This window comes from Nocardia terpenica (genome assembly GCF_013186535.1).
Taxonomy (GTDB): Bacteria; Actinomycetota; Actinomycetes; order Mycobacteriales; family Mycobacteriaceae; genus Nocardia; species Nocardia terpenica.
Genome location: NZ_JABMCZ010000002.1, coordinates 163,508 through 182,744 on the forward strand (window position 1 = coordinate 163,508; position 19,237 = coordinate 182,744).

Consider the following 19,237-nt stretch of genomic DNA (forward strand, 5'->3'; position numbering starts at 1 on the left):
CTGTGGGGTGTCGACGAATCGGCCGGGAAGGAAGGACACGGTGAGTGTTGCCCACGACCACGCCTTCGGGCCGTACACGGTCTACGACCTGGATGCCCTGCCGGACGAAGGCAAGGGGTACGAGCTCGCGGATGGGTGGCTGATCCCCTTGTCCCCGAGCCCACGGCACGACCTGGCCGCCGACATACTTCGCGACCGATTCCGTGCCGCAGCCCGCGCCGCCGAGGTCAAGGTCTTCGTACAGGCTCCGATGGACATCTCGACACCGGCCGGGGTTCGCAAGCCCGACGTGGGCGTGATCGATCGCGACGCGGCACGGGCCGCGCACGAGGCCAATGCGCGCACTTATTACGGGCGTGACGTCCTGCTCGTCGCCGAGGTCGTTTCGCGGCGCAGCGGCAGCGAGCAGGTCGACCGGGTCGACAAGCTGCACGACTATGCGCATGCGGGTATTCCGCAGTACTGGATTATCGACCTCGAACCCCACCCGCGTATCGAGGCGTACACCTTGGTCGACGGCGAATACGGTTCTCCCACAGTTGTTCACGCTGGCCGCACCCTGCGGTCGGATACCCCCTTCCCGCTGGCGCTGGATCCTGCGGAACTGCTGGACCTCGACAGTGCCCTCTAGCGCGGTGACCAGGGAACTGGCGCAAGAATTCTGGTCTCGGCTATCTGGATGTGCTGCCGCAGAGCGGCGGCTGCGACCAGCTCCCGCTCACCGTCGGGGATGTGGCCTATGCCAACGGAATCGTGCTCGCGCTCAACGGCATGCTGAGCGATCAGGCGCGGGGGCACGGGGCAACCTTCGTCGATACCTTCACGCCCAGTATCGGTCACGACGCCTGCTGGGCGATATCGCAGGGTCCCTGCACCCGAATGCCACCGGCATGCAGGCCGATGCGTCGGCTATCGAGGCGGGGCTGTGAGCCCGTCCGGGTAGCGGGCGCGCAGCAGGCGCTTGCGGATCTTGCCCGCGTCGTCGCGTGGGAGGGCGGGGGTGATCTCGATTGTGGCGGGCACCTTGATGCGGGCCAGCTGGTCCTTCAGGGCGGCACGGATGCCGTCCGGTGACAGGTCGGCGTCGGGGCGCGGGACTATGTGTGCGGCAACGGTTTCGCCGAGATCGGCGTTCGGGATGCCGAAGACGGCGACGTCCTCGACGCCGGGCAGGGCCATGATCGCGTTCTCGATCTCGGCCGGATAGATATTGACGCCGCCGCGGATGATGATTTCCGACGAGCGGCCGGTGAGGTACAGGTAGCCGTCGGAGTCGAGGTAGCCGTTGTCGCCGACGGCAAGGAAACCCGGTACGGGACCGGGCTTTTCTTCCACATTCAGATAGCCGGAGGCGGGCCAGTACTCCGCGCCCCGGACGTACACGCGGCCGATGTCGCCGGGCGGCAGCGCGTTTCCGTCGTCGTCGGCGACGACCACGCCGGAGCCGTCGACCGGGCGGCCGACGCTGCCGGGGTGCGACAGCCACTCGGAGGCGGCGATCCAGGTGATCGCGCCCGCCTCGGTGCAGCCGTAGAACTCGATGAGCGCCTCGCCGAACCACTCGATGGCGGCGCGCTTCACCGCCGGGGGGCAGGGCGCGGACGAGTGGATCACGTGGGTGAGGCTGCCGACGTCGTAGCGGGCGCGGACCTCGGCGGGCAGCGACAGCAGCCGCGACAGCATGGTCGGCACCACCTTGACCTGGGTGATGCGGTGGGTGTGCACGGCGCGCAGGAAGCCTTCGGGGTCGAACTTCGGCATGATCGTGATGTTGGCGCCCATGCGCAGCGCGAGCACCGCCACCGTATTGGGGCTGGTGTGATAGAGCGGGCCCGCCACCAGCATCTCGCCGCCGGGCAGCAGGCCCATCCGCTTCGCCATGGCCCCGGCCGAGGACAGCAGTTGCTCCGGCGTCATCTTCTGGCGCACAACGCCTTTGGGGCGGCCCGTGGTGCCGGAGGTGTAGATCAGGCCCATGGAGTCGGCGATGGCGCCCTCGACGTGGGCGAGCGGCTCGGGGTGCGCGGCGATCCACTGGTCCAGCAGCGGGTGGCGGCCGGTGGGGCGCGCGTCGGGCATCTCGACCTCCACGACCGTGGCGGTCGAGGCGGCGAGTTCCAGCGCGCGTTCCACGACGGCGACGAATTCGGTGTGCGCGACGACCACGCGGGCCCCGCTGTCGGCGAGCAGGTGCGCCACCTCGGGCGCCTGCCAGCCGGTATTGACCGGCACCGGATTGGCTCCCGTCGCCGCGACCGCCAGCGACACCTCGAGGAATTCGATGTCGTTGCGGAGCATGACGGCAATCCGCACGCCGCGACCCGCGCCCTGCTCCGCCAGCGCCGCCGCCACCCGCCCGGCCCGCCGCTGCGCCTCGGCCTGCGCCCGCACCCGTCCCCCGCACCGGATCACCGGCCCACCATCCACCCCATCAGCCATGGTCGCAGTCTGCCAGAGACGGGAGGCGGGGGCGACGGGAGCGATCAGCGGGCGCCGGGGAACACCCGGCGGTAGAACGGGTTGTCGCCGAGGTTGCCGGAGCCGTGATGCGGTGCGGCCCAGGTGATTTCATTGTGGTCGGCGTCGGTGAAACGGGCCGAGAGGGTGTAGTCGGGGTGAATTCCGTCCGGGCCCGGTTGCGCGCCGAAGGTGAGGGTGAATTCGTCGCCGGGGGTCACGGTGCGCGGGGTGTCGGAATCGGCGGGGACGAACAGTGGAAGCCAGGAGGTTTGCTGGTCGAGGGAGTCGATGGGGGCGGGGTCGTCCGGGGAGACCCAGAGGCGGATGCCGAGGGCGATGCCGGTGAAGCGGCCGGGGCGGGTGATTCGCATGGGGGTTGCGGTGGTGCCGAATTCGTGTGCCGCGCCGCCGAATCGGATGTCTTCGACCACGGCGGGGGTCGCCAGGCGGCCCTCCGGAGGAATCTCGGTCCAGCACAGTCGAAGATCGAAGCTCTTGCCCACCGCGGCGAAGACGCGCTCCACATAGGGGGCGTACTCGTCCATCAGTGTGGGGTCGGCGCCCGCGAGGACGGCGTCGAAATCGAAAGGGACGGCGGTGGTTTCGGCGCGGTGCGGGATGAAGACGCCCGATTCGCGGACCAGCCGCCGCGCGGCGTCGTCGAAGACGGCACAGATGCCCTCGGAGCTCGCGATGGTCCCGATGGTCTCGGAGACGCAGACGTCCACGCGCTCGGGCAGGTCGATCTCGCGGGAGGTTCCGGTGAGCACGGTGATGATGTGGTCGAAGCCGCGTTCGGCGACGAGCGCCCGCGCCTTCTCGGCCGCCTCGGGCAGCGCCTCCACGGCCCACACCCGGGTGGCGCCCGCCTCGGCGGCGACCAGCGCCCAGTTGGCATCCGCGCCGGTGCCGATATCGAGAACCGTCCTGCCGGGTGCGTGCCGACGAACGGCCCGCTCGAATGCCTCCACTCGAATGGTGTCCGCGGTCATCACGGAATACAGCTTCTCGTCGTAGATCGGATATTCACCGACCGACGGAATCAGCATGATGCGCGGATAGGCGTCCACATCGGTCACCAGAATTCTCCTTCAGGCCGCCAAACCGCCGTCGACGCAAAACGTATGGCCCGTAATGTAACTCGCCTCCTCCGAGGCGAGGAAGGAGACGAGGGCGGCAACTTCCCGCGGCGCGCCGAATCGCCGCATCGGAATCGTTTTGCGTGCCTCGCGCAGCGCCTCCGGGCCCAGCGCCTCGGTCATCTCGGTCTCGATGAAACCGGGCGCGACGGCATTCACGCGGACGCCGAATCGCGCGACCTCGGCCGAGAGCGCCTTGCCGAATCCGATGATGCCCGCCTTGGTCGCCGCGTAATTGCTCTGTCCCAGGGCGGCGGTCAGGCCCGCGACCGAGGACAGGGTGACGATGGACCCCGCGCGGCGGCGCATCATGCCGGGCACGACCGCCTTGCAGATGTGCCGCACGCCGGACAGATTCGTCCGCAGCACCCGGTCCCAGTCGTCCTCGGTCGCCCGGATCAGCAGGCCGTCGCGGGTGATTCCGGCCGCGGCGACCAGCACCGCCGGATCGCCGAAGCGCTGCTGGGCCGCCCGGACGAAGTCGTCGACGGCCGCGGCGTCGGCGATATCGCAGACCGCGCGGAAAACCGCGGCGCCCCGTTCGGCGCATTCGGTTTCCACCGCCTCGGCGGCGGTACCCGGATTGCGGTGGCAGAACGCGATGTCGTAGCCGTCGGCGGCGAGCCGGACCGCGCAGGCCGCGCCGATGCCGCGGGCGCCGCCGGTCACGATGGCCAGCGGTCGTTCGGTTGTCACTTGCTCGCCTCCGAGGTGCCCTTGACCCATGCCGGTCCGGTCAGGAACCAGATGAGGGTGATGGTGCCCAGCGGCTGCACGACCTGGCGCAGCGCCGCGCCCTGCTGCGCGTCGGCCACCGTGACCGACAGGCCGAAGCACACGATCAGGGCGATTCCCGCGGCCAACAGCCATTTCACGAACGATTTGGTCTCGGCCCGGACGGCCTCGGGCCCCTTTTTGGGTCGCTTGGGTGGTCGCGGCGCACCGGCGAACCGGTAGGCGAACCAGGAGTCCAACCACTGCACCATCGACTTGCCGAATACCACGGTGCAGCCCAGATAGATGCCCGCGAGCCGGTGCACGCCGGTGACCTCCGCGCCCCGGTACACATCGATGGCGACCGCCACCACCAGGATCACATCGATCAGCGGAATCAGCGCCAGCACAACGGAACTGGCCCTCGTCATGCGCAGCAGGTAGCGGAGCAGCAGGCCCGACCCGACGGTGATCCAGAACCCGATCTCGCAGGCGAGAATGACCGCCACGATCGGATTGGCGCCGAGTCCCGCAATGGGATTCACATTCATAATTCCCCCGGATTCGTTCTCATCGCAGCTGCCGCAGGGTGCTGGAGCAGGCGATCAGGTAGACCACGATACCGACGGCGATGAGGCAGGCGCCGGCGGCGGCCGAGGTGACGGGGTCGAGGACCACGTCCGTCAGGCCCGCCCAGCGCAGGTACTTGCACACCGCGTAGCCGAAGGCGGAGCCGACCGCGAGACCGGCCAGCACGCCGACCGTCGCGACCACCGCGCCCTCGATGCCGACCGAGCGCAACACCAGGCCGCGGCTGAATCCGAGCTGCCGCAGGGTGGCCCACTCCTTCAGCCGACCGCCCGTCAGCACGCCGAGCACGACGCCGAGCGCGAGCAGCAGGCCCGCGCCGACCACGATCGACAGCTGGGTGAGCGCCGCGATGATCACCCGCGTCTGTTCCTTCTGCTGCACCACGTATTCGGAGATGGAGCGCACGGCGAGATTCGGCAGACCGGCCGCGACCGTGTCGATGCCGGTCCGGGCGTTCGGATCGGTGGTGCGGATCAGGACGTACTGGAAGCCCGCGCCGAGATCGGCGTGGACGACGAAGTCGCCGAGGGTGGGCGCGTCCCGGTAGATGCCGGACACCCGGACGGGCGCGCCCGCCACGGTGATCGAATCACCCACGCGCGCACCCAGTTTCGACGCCTCGGTGGCGGACAGCATGGCCTCGCCCGGATTCGCGGTGGCCGTGCCGTCGGTCATGGTGATCTGCAGGGCGCCGCTGTCGAGCGGGCCATCGATGCCCACGCCATTGCTGGTCCCGCCCTGAACATCGACGCCGTTGCGCGGTGCGACGGCCACCACCCCGGCCACCCCCGAAACCCCGCGCAGCGCCGTCACATCCGATCCGGCGATGGCGAATCCGGTCTTGGGCTCGACCACGACCTGCGCACCGACATTCGCGTCGATCTGCCGGTTGATGGAAACATCGGTGGAGGTGGCGAACACCGACACAATGGCCACCAGCGTCGCGGTAAACCCGATGCAGGACACGGCGACCGCCGCCTGCGCCCGCACCCGAGCAACGCTCCCGATACCGAACCACGGCAACAACACCCCCCGCGCAGCACCGACCTCCCCGAACGGCCCGAACACCCGCAGCCCAGGCGCAGCAAGCACGAACAACCCCGCCAACACCAAGCAGTACCCCACAACCAGCCCAGCAAACCCGAACCGCGGCGTCACGACCGACCAAATCCCCACCGCAAGAGAACCGAGGGCGAGCACCGGCAAAAACACCCGGCGCATAGAAATTAACGACAGCACCCGGCGCACAGAAATGAACGACAACACCCGGCGCACAAAGCCGAACGGGAGTACTCGGCGAATGGTGGCGAATTGTGGGCGGGCGGTGGTGGTTTCGCGGGGTCCGGTGGAGATTGCGTCGCCCAGGAACCAGGCGGCGGTCAGTAGTGCTGTGAGGGCGAGCAGGGATGTGGTTATGACCGGTCCGTTGATGGTGACGCCGTCTACCGGGAAGGTGCCCAGTAGTACGCGTCCGGTGGGGACGGTGGCGTCGGCGGCGAACGCGATTGCTGTTCCGGCCACGGCGGCGACCGTCAGCAGGAGGGCCGCCTGGATGGCCTTGGCGGTGCGGATCTGGGTGCGGGGCACGCCGATTCGTCGCAGGGTGGCGAGCTGGGGGCGCAGGTGCATGGCCAGTAGTGCCAGGGAGAAGGCCAGGGCCGCGGCGAGGCCGCCGATCAGTACCACCGCGAATGTGATGGCGATGACGCCGAGGAAGCTCACGTTGGCGAGCTGCTGAGAGGTCAGCCCGTCGACGTAGGCCGCGCGGGTGTTCACCGTGCCGCCCGCGGCCGCGAGCCGGTCGGCGACCTTACCGGCGTCGGGTCCGGCCAGCGCGACCAGCGTGTAACCCGCCGGGACGCCGAGGATTTCCCGCGCCAGCGCCTCGTTGCCGAACCGAACGGCGGCGGCCGCCTCGGGCGTGGAGGTATTCACCCCCACCGCCGCCCGCGCGCCGGAGACGCCCATCACTCCGGCCGACCCGGAATCGTTTGCGGGCGATGCCTCACCCGGACCGGGAGTGGTCGCAGGCGTGGGCGATACCCGACCCGGGACGGAATCGCGTGCGGGCGTGGGTGCTAACCCACCCGGACCGGAATCGGTTGCGGGCGTGGCAGATACCTCACCCGGGCCGGGAGCTGCGTTCGCGCAAGGGCCGTCGGACCGCACGTAGGTTCCCGGAATCGATTGCGACGCAGCTCCACCGGAATACAGCACCACCTGGCCTGTGATCTGCGACAGCGCGCAGGCGCCGGGGGCGGATCGCAGTGCCTCGGTGATGGTTTCGGATGCCAGGGGCTTGGCCGCGGTGACGATCAGTTCGCCCGGCAGCACCGTGTCGGCGAGGGATTGCGTGACCTTGTCGCGGTAGGAGACGTACAGGCCCGCGGGGATGAGCAGCGCCGCCAGCAAGGCGGTGGAGATGATCAGCACCAGCACGGTCTGGCGCCGGTACTGCCGCAGCTGCCCGAATGCCAGCCCCCAGGTCATGCGCGCACGGGGCAGGCTCACATCGCCACCCGCTGCTGCGCGGACGCCACCACCTGGTCGACGGTGGCGCCCACCAGATCCTGTTCGATGCGGCCGTCCCGGATGAGCAGCACCCGGTCGGCGAACTCCACGAACTGCGGATCGTGGGTGACGGTGACGACGGAGATGCCGCGCTCGTCGACGATGCGGCGCAGCAGTTCCCGGATGCGCGCCGCATTGTGCGAATCCAGCGCACCGGTCGGCTCGTCGGCGAAAATGACGTCCGGGTCGGAGATCAGCGCCCGCGCGCACGCCACCCGCTGCTGGGTGCCGCCGGACAGTTCGTCGGGCCGCATGCCCAGGTATCTGGTGATGCCCAGGTCCTCGCACAGGCCGCGCAGCCGCCGTTCGTCGACCGTCTTTCCGGCGGCGCGGGCGGGCAGCAGGATATTGCCGCGCGCGGACAGCGATTCGAGCAGGCCGTAGTCCTGGAAGACGAAGCCGAAATGCTCCAGCCGCAGCCGCGACAGCTCGTGGTCGGCCAGGGCGTACAGGCCGGTGTCGCCGTAGACGACCTCGCCGCGGGTCGGCGCGAGCAGCCCGCTCAGGCAGGACATGAGGGTGGTCTTGCCGGATCCGGACGGACCCATGATCACGGTGAACGACGCGGGCGCGATGGCCAGGTCGACCTCGTCCAGCGCCACCACGGCCGCATCCTTCTTGCCGAAGGTCACGCTCACCGCGTGCGCCCGCAGAACCGGAGGCTGTGCACTCGCCGAACCAGGCACGACACTTCCTTTCATACAGAAGTACTTCTCGGGCACGCTACTACAGCGTGACGGCGGGAGCCGGTGGAAACGGCGGGCGATCGCCGAGCCGGATCACCACCAGGCGCGGACCCCTCCCCACCACCATGGTAGCGAGGGTCTCGGCCAGCGCCTCGGGCTCGGACACCGTCGCGGTGGCGAACCCCGTGGCCTGCGCGAGCGCCGAAATCGGCTCCGCGGCATCGAAATCCACGAGTTCGGTGTCGTCTCGGCTCAGCGACGGCCAGCCGAATCCCCCGTTGTCCAGGCAGAGGTAGCAGATATCGGCCCGGGCGCGGCCCGCGGCGACCAGGGTGGGCAGGTTGGTGAGGAAGGCGCCGTCGCCGCCGACCGCCAGCGCGCGGCGCCCGGCGAGCGCCGCGCCCAGGGCCGCGCCGAGGCCGAATCCCAGCGGTGTCTGCTCGCTCGGCACCAGCGGCACCACGCCGGGGGGCAGGGTGAAACACGGCGCGTAGTAGCCCCACAGGTCGGCCAGGCCGTTCTCCTGGGCGAGCACGTCGACGGGATGCTCGCGCAGCACGGCGCGCAGGGTGGTCCAGAATCGCACGGTCTCGACGAATTCGGTGGTAGCCGGTGTCTCCGGTTGCCACGGTCGCCACCACGGCGCCACCGACGCGCCGGTGTCGGCGAGCCCGGCGCACGCCGCGCGCAGGAAGGCGCCCGAGTCGCAGATCACCGGATGGTGCGCGGCGACAACGCGATTGAGCACCGTCGGATCGGTGTCGACGTGGATCAGGGTGGGCCGGTGCACCGACTCCCAGCCCATCAGCGCCGTCTCCTCGAGCTGGCTGCCGAGAACCACGAGCACATCGGCCTCGTCGAGCGCATCCTTCGACTGCGGCGGCAGATACAGTCCGGCGAGACCCCCGAAGCGCGGGTGATCCTCGGGGAATCCGCCCCGCCCCGACGCCGTCACCAGGCACAGCGCATTGATCGAATCCGCCAGCCGCACACCGTATTCGGCCACCTCGTCGCGCCGGGTGCCGCCACCGAACAGCAGGACCGGAGTGCGCGCCCCACGCAGCACGTCGAGCACCGGGTCCAGCGCCTCGATCGGCTGCCCCGCCGGAATCGGTTGTCCCGCAGTCGCGGTGGGCAAGGTCGGCACGGGCTCGGCACCGGCGACCTCGGGGGAGATCAACAGATGCACGGGGCCGCGCCGCCCGTGCTCGGCCAGGTAGCACGCCCGGGAGACCGCCCACTCCAGTTCGGCGCGATCGGCGACGCGGTGGGTCCAGGTGAACAGCCCGTCGCTCAGGCCCGACACCGGGAATTCCTGAAAACCGCCGCGCCCCACCGCCGTATCGTGCACGAGGGTCGTCACCACCAGCAGCGGCGTGCGCGAGGTGTATGCCTCCGAGACCGCGATCAGCGCGTTGAGCAGGTTGGGCCCGGTGGCGGTGGCGAGCACGGCGGCGCGGCCGGTGCTGCGCGACCATCCGACCGCCGCGTAGCCCGCCGTCCGTTGATCCTGGAGCGCAGCGTATTCCGCTCCCGCCGCCCGCGCCGCATCGATGATGTCCGGATCGTCGCCCGGCACACCGGTATACAACCGCGCCCCGGTGCGCTCCAGCATGATCACCATCTCATCCCAGATACCCATCCCCACATGCCCTTTCACAGTACGAATCGCAGGCGGAGCACGCCCGCGGCGCAGATCCGCGCCCGCCGGGCGGCCGTCCACACCGTCACATCGCAGTGCACCTCCACCCGGCCCGGGGCGGCCTCGGTGCCGATCACCTTGGCGTCCAGGTGAATCGAGGCGCCCGCCGGGACCGGCGCGGCGAAGGTGAGCCGGTCGAAGCCGCGATTGATGACCCGTTCGATGCCCGGCGGTTCGATCAGCTCCGCCACCAGCGGCGGGATCAGCGCGGCCACCAGCATGCCGTGCGCGATCGTCTCGCCGCCCACTGCGGCCGCCCGCGCGGGATCGGTGTGGATCCACTGCATGTCGTCGGTCACCCGGCCGAACGCCGTGATCCGCTCCTGGGTCAGCACGACCACGCGGGACCGGCGCGCCGGCGCGGCGGCCAGGTCGGCCAGATACGCGGCGGCGTCGGATATTTCGCCGAGGGCGGTCACGACTGCGCCCCGATCTGCGCGAGGACCCGCTCGCGTACCTCGCGCCAGCGGGTGTCGGTGAATTCGCTGCCGCCGGGCACCCGGTAGCCGACCTCGGCGAACTCCGGTTCGGTCAGCGTGCCGACGGCCAGTTCGACCAGCCGCGATCCGTCGGCGACCACATCGGCGAGCAGGGCCTCGGGCCGCACCGCGCGGTGGACCATGATCCGGACGGTGTGCGGATTGTGCACGGCCGCGGTCATTTCGAAGGCCCGGCGGCCGTCGAAGTGGAACAGGTAGCGCAGCAGCGCCAGCATGGCGTCCATGCCCACCCCGTCGCCCCAGGCGGCATCGCCCGCCAGCACCACGCCGACGTGCATGCGCGCGGGCTCGGCCAGGCGGCAGTCGTAGATGCCGATCGGCCGTGGCGCGCCGGGGCCGCCGTCGTCGCGGCGGTAGATGTAGCCCAGCATCCGGTCCGAGGCATCGGCCAGCGCGCCGAGGCCCCGATCGTCCACGGGCGCGACGGCGGACCCGGCGAACAGCCGCTGCGCGGCGGATTCGAATACCCGGGCCAGCATCCGGGACGGGTCCGCGCCCCGGCTCTCCTCGAGCCGGGTCCACAGACCGTGGATGGTCACGAGGCCGGTTCCGGGTCGGCCAGCCGGTCGCGGATGGCCCGGCGCAGCCGCGCCGAGGTCCGCGCGTAGGCGCGTTCGGATTCGGCGGCGGCCGGGTCGGCCTCCCGGATGGCCCGCAGCCGCGGCCCGGTGATCGACCACACCAGCCCGTCCCAGTACCGCCCGGCCGCGAAGTACCGATCCCGGACCATGCCCTCGCAGCGGAAGTGCTCGGACTCCAGGCAGTGATCCAGCAGCAGCCGGTTGTACACGCCGAACCACAGTTCGATGCGGTGCACCTCGGTCGTGCTCGTCAGGTATCGCACGATCTCGTCGAAACCTGCCGCGACGCCGATGGTTTCGAGGGCGGCGTCGTCGGCGCTGTGCAGCGCGAGCTCGAAAACCCCGGGGGTCTGCAATCGTTCGGCGCGCAGGACGCCGATTCCGGCCTCGCCGCCGGCGACGACGAACGCCACCGCGGACCGGTCCAGCAGCGCGGTGGCCTCGCGCTCGCGCACCCACTGCGGGCCCGCGCTCGACACCGCCGAGACGGGACCGGCGCTGACGAGCCGGGCGGCGCGGGCCGTATCCTCCTGCGTCAGCACCGGTTCCAGCGCCACGAACTTCAGCACGGCCGCACCGGGTTCACGAGCTTCAGCAGGTCGCCGACGGTGGTGGCGGCCACCACCTCCTCCTCGCTCAGCGCGACCGAGAACACCGATTGCAGGCGCAGCACCAGTTCCAGCACGCCGAGCGAGTCGAGCTCCAGGTCGTCGATGATCGCGTCGTCGACGGTGACGGTCGGGGTGTCGTCGAGGTCGTTGATCCGCTCCACCTCGGCGGCGACGACCTCGAGGAATCGGTCCTCGATCGTGGTGTTCGCATCTGCGGTCACTGCACTTATCCCTTCATTTCCGAACCAGAATCGAGCAGGAGGTCCCGCCGAATCCGAACGCATTGACCAATCCCGCTGTGGGAGCGGCGGTGTCGACGGTCTGCCCGTGTGCGAGGACGTGCGCGCCGGGGGCGGTGATCGGGTCGTGGCATCGCCGCGTCCCGAAGATCCGGCCGCGCCGCAGCGTCTCGAAGGCGACGATGGCCGAGGCCAATCCGGCCGAGTGCACCGAATGGCCCAGCTCGCCCTTGCAGGACGAGAGGAAGAGCTCGTCGCCGAGGGACCGCCCGAGCGCGGCCACCGCGTCGAGCTCGACCCGATCCCCGTGGCTGGTGCCGGTGGCGTGCGCGGAGACGAATTGCGGTGCGGCACCGGCCTGTTCGACCGCGTGAGTCATGCACCACAGCTGGCTGTCCAGGTCGGACTGGGCGCCGAGACCGAGCGTCTGGATGCCCACGCCGCCGATCACCGGGCGATCCGCGCGCGCCGCCGACTCCGGCCCGAGCAGCACCGCGCCCACGAAGAAGCCCAGCGCCGTCCCGTCCGCGGCGGCGTCGAAGGGGCGGCAGTGGTCGCGCGGGGTGAGCGCGCCCGCGCTGGCGAACGCGGCGCGCTCGATAAAGCCGGGGTCGGTGGCCCCGAGCACCAGCACGTGATCGCATCGGCCGCGGTGAATGAGCGCGGCGCCGACGGCGAGCGCGAGTCCGGAGGAGGCGCAGGCGTGCGAGATGAGCACCCGGTCCCCTGCGGCCAGCCGCTCATAGGTCAGGCTGGGTGGAGGCAGGTATTCGCCGAGGTTGACCGGGTAGTACGCGCCGGTGGTCTGCGCGGCCTCCACGACGGTCAGGCGGGTGTCCTCGACCTCCGGATTGCGGGCCAGCAGGGTGTCCACGCAGTGCGCGAGCACCTCGGCGCGCGGGCGGTGGGCGATCTCGGGACCGACGATGTGCGGGCCGGGTTCGAAGGCCGAGGCGCCGTCGCTCCCGCTCGCTCGATGTGCCCCGAGATAATCTACGACAGTTGTCTGCATGGCATCTGCACCGATCCGTTCAGGTGGGCCGCCACCCTGGCCGTCAACCGGCGGCGGTCCAGTTTGCCCGCGGCCGTCAGCGGGACGTCCGCGGATCGCACCAACAGGATTTCCCGCGCCTTGAACTGCGGCGGAAAGCTTTTCGCGTCCGCGACGATGGCGCGCTCCAGCGTCGGGCCGTCGGTGTCGGTGATCGCGACCAGCACCAGCCGCCGTCGCCCGTTGCGCTCCGGATCCACCTGCAGCACGGCCACTTCCAGCGGGCTGCCGCCCGCGCCGCGCACCCGCTGCTCGAGCACGCTGGAATGCAGTTTCCAGCCCTGGCTGACCAGGATCGAGTCCAGTCGGCCGTGTACCGACAGCAGCCCGTTCGGTTCCAGCGCGCCCATGTCCCTGGTGTGCAGCCAGCCGTCCGCGGCGCGGTCGGGGTTGGCGATCATGCGGCGGGCGACGGGATCCCACACGTGTGCGGCGACACTCGGGCTGCGGACCTGGATTTCGTCGTCGACGACGCGAACCTCGGTGTCCGCCAGCGGCGTTCCGACGTGCCGCGGCGAGTAGCAGGCCCCGATCGAGATCGCGACGTTCGGCCCGGCCTCGGTCAGCCCGTATCCGTTGTGCAGCGGCGCGCCGAGATCGTGGCAGGCGTCGAGCAGGTCGTGCGAGACGACCTCGCCGCCGACGCCGCGAACCGTCAACGCCCGCACCGCATCCGCGAGTTCGGCGTCCACCCGCACGGCCTGCACCAGGTACCGCCACACGCCCGGCAGGGTGTCGAGGCTGTCGCAGGCGCGCGCCTTCAGCATGCCGACGAGCTGCCCCACCGCGGTGGCATCGCAGGTCCGGAATTCCGCGCCGTGACCGAATGTCAGGTTCAGCACGCTGAACCCGTAGGAGCTGCCCAGGCCGAGGGCCATGGCGTAGCGGCCCGTCGCGCCGACGGCCAGGCGCTCGGCGGTGGCGCGGGCCTGATGGTCGAGGGCACGCTCGGTCCAGGTCACATAGCGGCCGCTGCCGCTGGTGCCGGAGGTGGTGGCGAGCACCACGGGCGGTTCCGGCAGGTCGGCGGTCGGGCAGGGGACCACGGTCAGACCGGCGACCGTCGCACCCGGGCCGAAGGCGCTCGCCTGCTGCGCCGGGGTGCCGAGTACGAACGGCACGCCGAGCGCCCGCGCGGCCAGGTAGGCGTAGGCGTAGGCGATCGGGTCCGCGGGGGCGAGCAGCGCGTGCCGCCCGGGCCTCGCCACCGAAACCAGTTCGCGGCGCAGCGATTCCACCTCCGACCCGGCCAGCCGGACGCCGTTCAGGATGGGTAGCCGGGCCTCACGCATGGCGGAAGCTCCCGATCGTGATCTCCGCACCCGGCCGGTCGGCCGCGGTCAGCCGGGCCTCCAGCAGCACGCACAGCGGCTGGCCGGTGCCGACCGCCAGCGCGGCGAGCACGTCGAGGGCGGCGTCGCGGTCGCAGCACACCGCCAGCGCCGCGCCGCGCCAGCCGCGCTTGGTGCAGTTGCCGAAGACGCGGCAGCCGTCGGCATTGAGCACCTCGGTGGGTAGCGTCGGCCGGTCCTCGCGTTCGGCGACGACGTATGTGGCCGCGGCCCAGTCGATGAGCTCCGGCGAGCGGAAGACGATATTGGCGCCGTCGCGTTCGGTCTCGGGTCCGGGCAGCGCCTGCAGATACCGGCTCAGCACCCGGCCGATCTGGGTGTTCCAGCGCAGGAAGTCGAGCGAATCGACGGTCTCGCAATGGATCTGCTCCAGCACCGGGGGCGTCTCGCTGTCACGCATCCGTGTCTCCGTTCGCCAGGCGGGCCAGCTCCGCCGACAGCAGCAGCGGGCGACCGGTCGGCGCGATGCCGGTCCCGGCCACGAGCGTGCCGTCGGTGCCGTAGCCGCCGAAGGGTTCGTGCCCGTTCTCGAACCGGAAGGCCGTGCTGTTGCCCGTGTTCCGGGCATTGCCCACCCGGTCGACGCCGATCAGCTCGGCCTCGCCGAACGCGCTCACATACATGCCGAGCTCCGCGGTGGCGGCGTCGGTCAGGAAGGCCACCACCTCATCGAATCGTTCGTACACAACGACATTGAAGATCGGGCCGAACAGTTCCGGTGCGGTGGGCGCGATCTCGTCCGAACGCCGCACGGCGACCACCGTCGGACAGTGCCGCGGGTGCGCGCTGGTGTCGCCCGCCCACACCACCGCCGAGTCCAGCGCCGCGATCTCGGCGACGGCGCGATCGTAGGTTCCCTTGTCCGCCAAGGGCGAACTCACCGGGCCCGGCAGCGCCCCGCTGGATCGGACCGGGATGCGTTCCAGGCGGCGGGTCAGCTCGGTCACGAATTCCTTGGACACCGCGGCATCGACGAAGATCACGTCGGGGCACAGGCAGTCCTGGCCGTTGTTGTACAGCCGCGCGTCGATGGTCGCGTCGATGGCGACGCCCAGTTCGGGCGCGGACAGGTCGCGGCCGACGACGATCGGGTTGATGCCGGTGCCGAAGCCGAGGAACAACCGGCTGCCGCAGTCCTCGTGTACCCGGCGGCCATTGCCGGGTTTGCCGTTGAAAACCACGACGCTGCCCTGCGAGACATCGATGAACGACTGCTGCGAGTAGGTGCGCAGCCGCCCGGCGACATCGATCGGGCCGTCGGACAGTATCCGCGCCAGTTCGCCGTACACCTGCCCGACCCGGGAGGCGGGGCGGGCCAGCACATTGTCCAAATACAGCGAGGGCAGCAGGATGAACAGCGCCGTGCTGTAGAGAACATTGTTGGCGGGCAGGAACACTCGCAGCTGGGTGTCCGGATCGCTGTGGCGGTAGGCCGCGTACTCGACGCCCGCGGTGCGCAGCAGGCGGATGGAGTCCTCGATCTCGGTCTCGATGCTGTCGGCGGTGGCGATCTCGGCCATGGCGTCGCGGATGCGGTCGCGGCGGCATTCGATCAATGCGGCGGCGCGGCAGCCGGTTTCGACGATCCGGTGATAGTCGGCCGGGCTGCCCCGATCCGAGAGGGCAGGTTCGGACAGATTCTTCATTGCGTGCTCCCGAGCGGATGGGGTTGGCGGACCACGGCCGCGCCGATCGCGCCACCGGCGACGAAATCGACATACGCGCCGGGCGACCGCGCCGGGGTGACCGCCGAGACAACCTGTGCGGCAACCGCTTCCACGGTGGGCAGCGGCGCGGCGTTGCGGGCGGCCGCGCGCCGCCGATCGTCGGAGGCGTCCGGCTCCCGCAGGTCCATGAGCAGGGCGGCGGGGGTGCCGTCGACCATGTCGCTGACGACGGTGGTCCACGCCACCGGCGGCGTCCGGGCCAGGCACCACCGGCCCACCAGGCGTTCGCCGCGGTGTTTGCTCGCCGCGATGGCGTGGTAGCTGTCGAATTCGTCGATGGTGCCGAAGCGGTGCGACTGCACGCTGGTCAGGTAGACGATCGACGCGCCGGGGCGCAGCAGCGCGCCGAAGGCGTCGAGGACGGCGACCTGCGCGTCACCGTTGATCCGGTCGGCGTACCCGGGCGGCGCCTCGCGTTCCATCCCACCGGAGGCATTGAGGACGAGAACGTCCACGCCGCGGCCGGATTCGCGGACCGCGGCGGCGAACGCGGCCACCCGGCCGGGATCGGTGATGTCGGCCCGATGCGACCGGATGTGCGCGCCGGTGCGGCGCAGGCGCGCGACGGTGGTCTCGGCGCGGCGCTCCGCGCGCCGATAGCAGAAGTGCACCGCGTATCCGGCATCGGTCAGGCGGGCGCAGATGCTCGCCCCGATGCCCCGTGAACCGCCGGTGACCACCGCGGTCGGCCGCTGCTGTTCGGTCACGACCGCACCTCCCGGCAGATGCCCGGCAGCCACGATGTGCCGCGGCCGGTCCAGAAGGCCAGCGCCGCAAGCACACCGGCGCTCCCGGTGGCGAAATCGGCGGAGGCGCGGGCCGACAGCTGGCCGGGAGTGTGGAAACCGCTGGCGCCCCGGCCGGAGAAGGCCATGATGCTCGCGGCGATCCACTCGTTGCACCGGTCGAGGTAGTCGGCGTCCAGCCAGTCGGTGCGCCTGCGCAGCACGGCATTGGCGGCGAGGCCACCGGCCAGCCCGATGTAGAGGCCGGGTTGCACGCCGACCCGGCTGCATGCCGCGCGCTGCAGCGCCCGCAGGGTGTCCTCGCCCGGATGCCAGGCGCCGTCCATCTCGGCGGCGGCGACGAGCAGCCCGGCATTGCCGCGATCCAGGTAGCTGAGCATGCGAATCCGCCTGTCCCAGTGGAAGAGCAGGCGCTGTTCGGCCCGGTGCTCGACATAGGTGGCGAGCTCGGCGTCCAGGGCGGCGCGGGCGGTGTCGAGGTAGCGCCGGTCGGCGAGCACCCGGTGCGCGCGGGTCAGCGCCAAGGCCGCGCCCGACAGTCCGTTCAGCAGGCCGGTCGGCGGCGGGTCGTCGCGGCGGAGCAGGTCGCGCACCCGGCGTTCCACCTCGTCGGCGGCGGCCGCGAGCCACTCGGGGGTGACCGGCAGGTTGGCGTGGGTGCGGCACCACAGCGCCAGCAGCAGCTGCCCGGCGAGGCCGCCGCGGACGCCGGTGGGCGAGGCGGCGAGATCGGCGGACGCGACCAGGCGGTCCAGCAGGCGGGCGGCCAGGTCGTGGTCCCCGAGTTCGGCGCTCACCACGATATTTCCGGCCCAGCCGTCGAGCAGGCCATTGCCGAGCGCGCCGAACCGGTCGAGATTCTTCTCCAGCCAGATCCGGTAATCGGTCGACACGCGTTCGGGCACCCGGTCCACCCGGGACAGCGCCCACACCGCCCCGGCCGCGCCGTGGCTGATGCCGAAGCGGGCGAATTCGCCGAAGCCGGTGGGGCTGCACGGAATCGGGTAGCGGTCCTCGAAATCGATACGGCTGCCGAGGCTTTCGGTCAGGACATCGATATGGCGTTCGAGCGCGTCGCGAAGGGAATTCGGGCCGCCGACGCGAACGCCGGAGCCGGGCGCGGTCTCGGACAGCCCGAGCCGCTTCCGCATTCCACTGCGCCACCGCGTATTCCGGTGAAAGGTGTCCGCGGCGAAGTCGACCAGGGCGGCCAGTCCCTCCGGAATGTAGAAGGTCATCGGCAGCATCGGCACGTACAGGTAGAGCTCGACCGCGGCGATGCCGAACTCGTCGGCGGCCGGGCCGCTCACCCCGGGGCGGCCGAAACCCTGCGCGCCGACGAAGGTGGCGGAGGCGTCGCCGATATCGGTGGCGGCCTCCAGATCGATGAGCCGCAGCGAATCATCCGGTCCCACAATCACATTGGCGGGATGCAGGTCGACCAGCACTACCCCGGCCCCGTGGGCGGCGGCCACCACGCGCGACAACTGCCCGATGTAGCGCGTGACCGAGTCCGAGAACCGCCGCGCGGCGTCGACACTCACCGGCCGGTCCGGGTGCCCCTGGATCAGGGCGGGATTGTGCGCCGCCGCCCACTCCTGCAGCGTCGACCCCGGGGCGAAGCGGTAGGCCAGGAAATCGCTGTCGCCCTGGGTGAAATGGTCCAGCACCTCCGGCACCGCGCCGGTGGGCGCGAGCCGCCGCATGATGTCGCGTTGCGCGCGCAGCCGATCGGTCGCGGTGCGCAGCCCGGCGTCGCGGCCGGTGGCGTGCCGCGCCTCCTTCAAGACCACCTCGTCGCCGGTCTCGAGGTGCGTGGCGCGGTAGACGCCGCCGGTATTGGACATGTGCAGCGCGCTCAGCACGCGGTAGACGGGGCGGTCGGGGCCGGAGGGGGCGGCGGCCAGCTCATCGATCACCGCGGGGCGGGTGGCGAATCCCGGTGTGTGCGGCCGCATCCCGCGCGGGTCCGGTATCGAGCGGCCGGAGGCGTCGGTGAGCGCGAGCACCGGTTCGCCCTCGGCGTCGCGGCCGTAGCGGGCCGTGAACGCGCCGTAGCGGGTGTGCACGATCGACTCGCCCAGCCGGTAGTCGCCCAGGATGCGCGGGCCGCGGAAGCCGCCGAACACCTCGTACAGGGCGCGCAGGAATTCGCCGGGATCGGTGTCGGCGTCCGGATATACGACGACGACCTTCCCGGAGGATTCGCGGGGTGCGTATTTTCCGTTCAGGGCCCAGGCGTATTCGTGGCGGGCGAGGTATTTGAACGCCAGCCCGCGCTCGAAACACCAACGGGCGGTCCGGGTCACGACCTCGGGCACGTCGGACAGCTCCGGCGCCAGATGCGCCTTCCAGCCCTGCGGGGCGAATTCGTGGCCGACGGGTGCGACGACGGTCCACGGGCCGCGCGATGCGGCATGCCATCGCGGCGGGAGGTCGCCGCAGTCGATCGGTCCGTGCGGTATCGCGGCCAGGTGCGGATTCTTCGCGGCGTCCAGGCGCCAGCGTTCCAGCGGCGCGAAATGCTCGGGGTCGGCGAGGGTTTCCAGGTAGAACCTCATGATGGC

At 70.8% G+C, this 19,237-nt stretch carries 18 protein-coding genes; 1 reads left to right on the plus strand and 17 read right to left on the minus strand.

The genetic code is table 11. From position 1 onward, the window contains the following. Positions 1-40: 40 nt before the first annotated feature. Positions 41-631 carry a Uma2 family endonuclease gene (locus HPY32_RS12125; protein ID WP_067581362.1) on the plus strand — a complete coding sequence of 197 codons (591 nt, stop codon included), beginning with the start codon at positions 41-43 and terminating at the stop codon, positions 629-631. A gap of 278 nt (positions 632-909) precedes the next feature. Here the strand turns inward: HPY32_RS12125 and HPY32_RS12130 are convergent, their stop codons facing one another. Genes HPY32_RS12130 through HPY32_RS12210 form a run of 17 tightly spaced genes read right to left on the minus strand, consistent with a single transcriptional unit; the run spans position 910 to position 19,231 of the window. Next, positions 910-2,439, minus strand: coding sequence for an AMP-binding protein (locus HPY32_RS12130; protein WP_171982840.1), 1,530 nt, complete (start codon positions 2,437-2,439; stop codon positions 910-912). A 44-nt stretch (positions 2,440-2,483) separates the two neighbouring features. Then, positions 2,484-3,539, minus strand: a complete 1,056-nt coding sequence (locus HPY32_RS12135; protein WP_067581358.1) for an SAM-dependent methyltransferase — start codon at positions 3,537-3,539, stop codon at positions 2,484-2,486. A 12-nt stretch (positions 3,540-3,551) separates the two neighbouring features. Beyond that, positions 3,552-4,295, minus strand: a complete 744-nt coding sequence (fabG, locus tag HPY32_RS12140; protein WP_197696383.1) for a 3-oxoacyl-ACP reductase FabG — start codon at positions 4,293-4,295, stop codon at positions 3,552-3,554. Beyond that, a complete protein-coding gene (locus HPY32_RS12145; protein ID WP_231951441.1) occupies positions 4,292-4,858 on the minus strand; it encodes a hypothetical protein in 567 nt (188 codons plus the stop codon). The genes fabG and HPY32_RS12145 overlap by 4 nt, the downstream gene beginning before the upstream one ends. A 25-nt stretch (positions 4,859-4,883) precedes the next feature. Beyond that, entirely contained in the window at positions 4,884-7,415 is a 2,532-nt protein-coding gene (locus tag HPY32_RS12150; protein ID WP_067581352.1) for an ABC transporter permease, read from the minus strand. Further along, positions 7,412-8,161, minus strand: coding sequence for an ABC transporter ATP-binding protein (locus HPY32_RS12155; protein WP_197696382.1), 750 nt, complete (start codon positions 8,159-8,161; stop codon positions 7,412-7,414). The genes HPY32_RS12150 and HPY32_RS12155 overlap by 4 nt, the downstream gene beginning before the upstream one ends. A gap of 40 nt (positions 8,162-8,201) precedes the next feature. Next, complete coding sequence (locus HPY32_RS12160) at positions 8,202-9,803, minus strand: thiamine pyrophosphate-binding protein (protein WP_067581348.1); 1,602 nt, start codon at positions 9,801-9,803, stop codon at positions 8,202-8,204. Between the two features lie 14 nt (positions 9,804-9,817). Next, positions 9,818-10,282, minus strand: a complete 465-nt coding sequence (locus tag HPY32_RS12165) for a MaoC/PaaZ C-terminal domain-containing protein (RefSeq protein ID WP_067581346.1) — start codon at positions 10,280-10,282, stop codon at positions 9,818-9,820. Further along, a complete protein-coding gene (locus HPY32_RS12170) occupies positions 10,279-10,902 on the minus strand; it encodes a GNAT family N-acetyltransferase (protein ID WP_067581344.1) in 624 nt (207 codons plus the stop codon). The genes HPY32_RS12165 and HPY32_RS12170 overlap by 4 nt, the downstream gene beginning before the upstream one ends. Next, on the minus strand, positions 10,899-11,513 hold the full coding sequence (locus HPY32_RS12175; RefSeq protein WP_067581342.1) for a hypothetical protein: 615 nt from the start codon (positions 11,511-11,513) through the stop codon (positions 10,899-10,901). The genes HPY32_RS12170 and HPY32_RS12175 overlap by 4 nt, the downstream gene beginning before the upstream one ends. Then, the gene (locus HPY32_RS12180; RefSeq protein WP_157777303.1) at positions 11,507-11,776 is read right to left on the minus strand and encodes an acyl carrier protein; all 270 of its coding nucleotides are present in this window, start codon (positions 11,774-11,776) and stop codon (positions 11,507-11,509) included. The genes HPY32_RS12175 and HPY32_RS12180 overlap by 7 nt, the downstream gene beginning before the upstream one ends. Positions 11,777-11,789: 13 nt before the next feature. Further along, on the minus strand, positions 11,790-12,806 hold the full coding sequence (locus HPY32_RS12185) for a beta-ketoacyl synthase N-terminal-like domain-containing protein (protein WP_067581340.1): 1,017 nt from the start codon (positions 12,804-12,806) through the stop codon (positions 11,790-11,792). Then, the gene (locus tag HPY32_RS12190; RefSeq protein WP_067581337.1) at positions 12,788-14,137 is read right to left on the minus strand and encodes an AMP-binding protein; all 1,350 of its coding nucleotides are present in this window, start codon (positions 14,135-14,137) and stop codon (positions 12,788-12,790) included. Before HPY32_RS12190 ends, HPY32_RS12185 begins: the two co-directional genes overlap by 19 nt. Next, positions 14,130-14,597 (minus strand): hypothetical protein, encoded by a 468-nt coding sequence (locus HPY32_RS12195; RefSeq protein ID WP_067581336.1) that lies wholly within the window; start codon positions 14,595-14,597, stop codon positions 14,130-14,132. The genes HPY32_RS12190 and HPY32_RS12195 overlap by 8 nt, the downstream gene beginning before the upstream one ends. Beyond that, positions 14,590-15,843, minus strand: a complete 1,254-nt coding sequence (locus HPY32_RS12200; protein ID WP_067581334.1) for an aldehyde dehydrogenase family protein — start codon at positions 15,841-15,843, stop codon at positions 14,590-14,592. The genes HPY32_RS12195 and HPY32_RS12200 overlap by 8 nt, the downstream gene beginning before the upstream one ends. After that, positions 15,840-16,631 carry an SDR family oxidoreductase gene (locus HPY32_RS12205; protein ID WP_171982841.1) on the minus strand — a complete coding sequence of 264 codons (792 nt, stop codon included), beginning with the start codon at positions 16,629-16,631 and terminating at the stop codon, positions 15,840-15,842. Before HPY32_RS12205 ends, HPY32_RS12200 begins: the two co-directional genes overlap by 4 nt. Beyond that, positions 16,628-19,231: a class III lanthionine synthetase LanKC N-terminal domain-containing protein gene (locus tag HPY32_RS12210; protein ID WP_067581329.1), complete on the minus strand. Its 2,604-nt coding sequence runs from the start codon at positions 19,229-19,231 to the stop codon at positions 16,628-16,630. The genes HPY32_RS12205 and HPY32_RS12210 overlap by 4 nt, the downstream gene beginning before the upstream one ends. Positions 19,232-19,237 lie beyond the last annotated feature (6 nt).

Coding starts and splice junctions, on each gene's coding strand:
- HPY32_RS12195 (WP_067581336.1), bottom strand. CDS start 14,597: ATGCGTGACAGCGAGACGCCCCCGGTGCTGGAGCAGATCCATTGCGAG.
- HPY32_RS12130 (WP_171982840.1), bottom strand. CDS start 2,439: ATGGCTGATGGGGTGGATGGTGGGCCGGTGATCCGGTGCGGGGGACGG.
- HPY32_RS12200 (WP_067581334.1), bottom strand. CDS start 15,843: ATGAAGAATCTGTCCGAACCTGCCCTCTCGGATCGGGGCAGCCCGGCC.
- HPY32_RS12190 (WP_067581337.1), bottom strand. CDS start 14,137: ATGCGTGAGGCCCGGCTACCCATCCTGAACGGCGTCCGGCTGGCCGGG.
- HPY32_RS12185 (WP_067581340.1), bottom strand. CDS start 12,806: ATGCAGACAACTGTCGTAGATTATCTCGGGGCACATCGAGCGAGCGGG.
- HPY32_RS12160 (WP_067581348.1), bottom strand. CDS start 9,803: ATGGGTATCTGGGATGAGATGGTGATCATGCTGGAGCGCACCGGGGCG.
- HPY32_RS12210 (WP_067581329.1), bottom strand. CDS start 19,231: ATGAGGTTCTACCTGGAAACCCTCGCCGACCCCGAGCATTTCGCGCCG.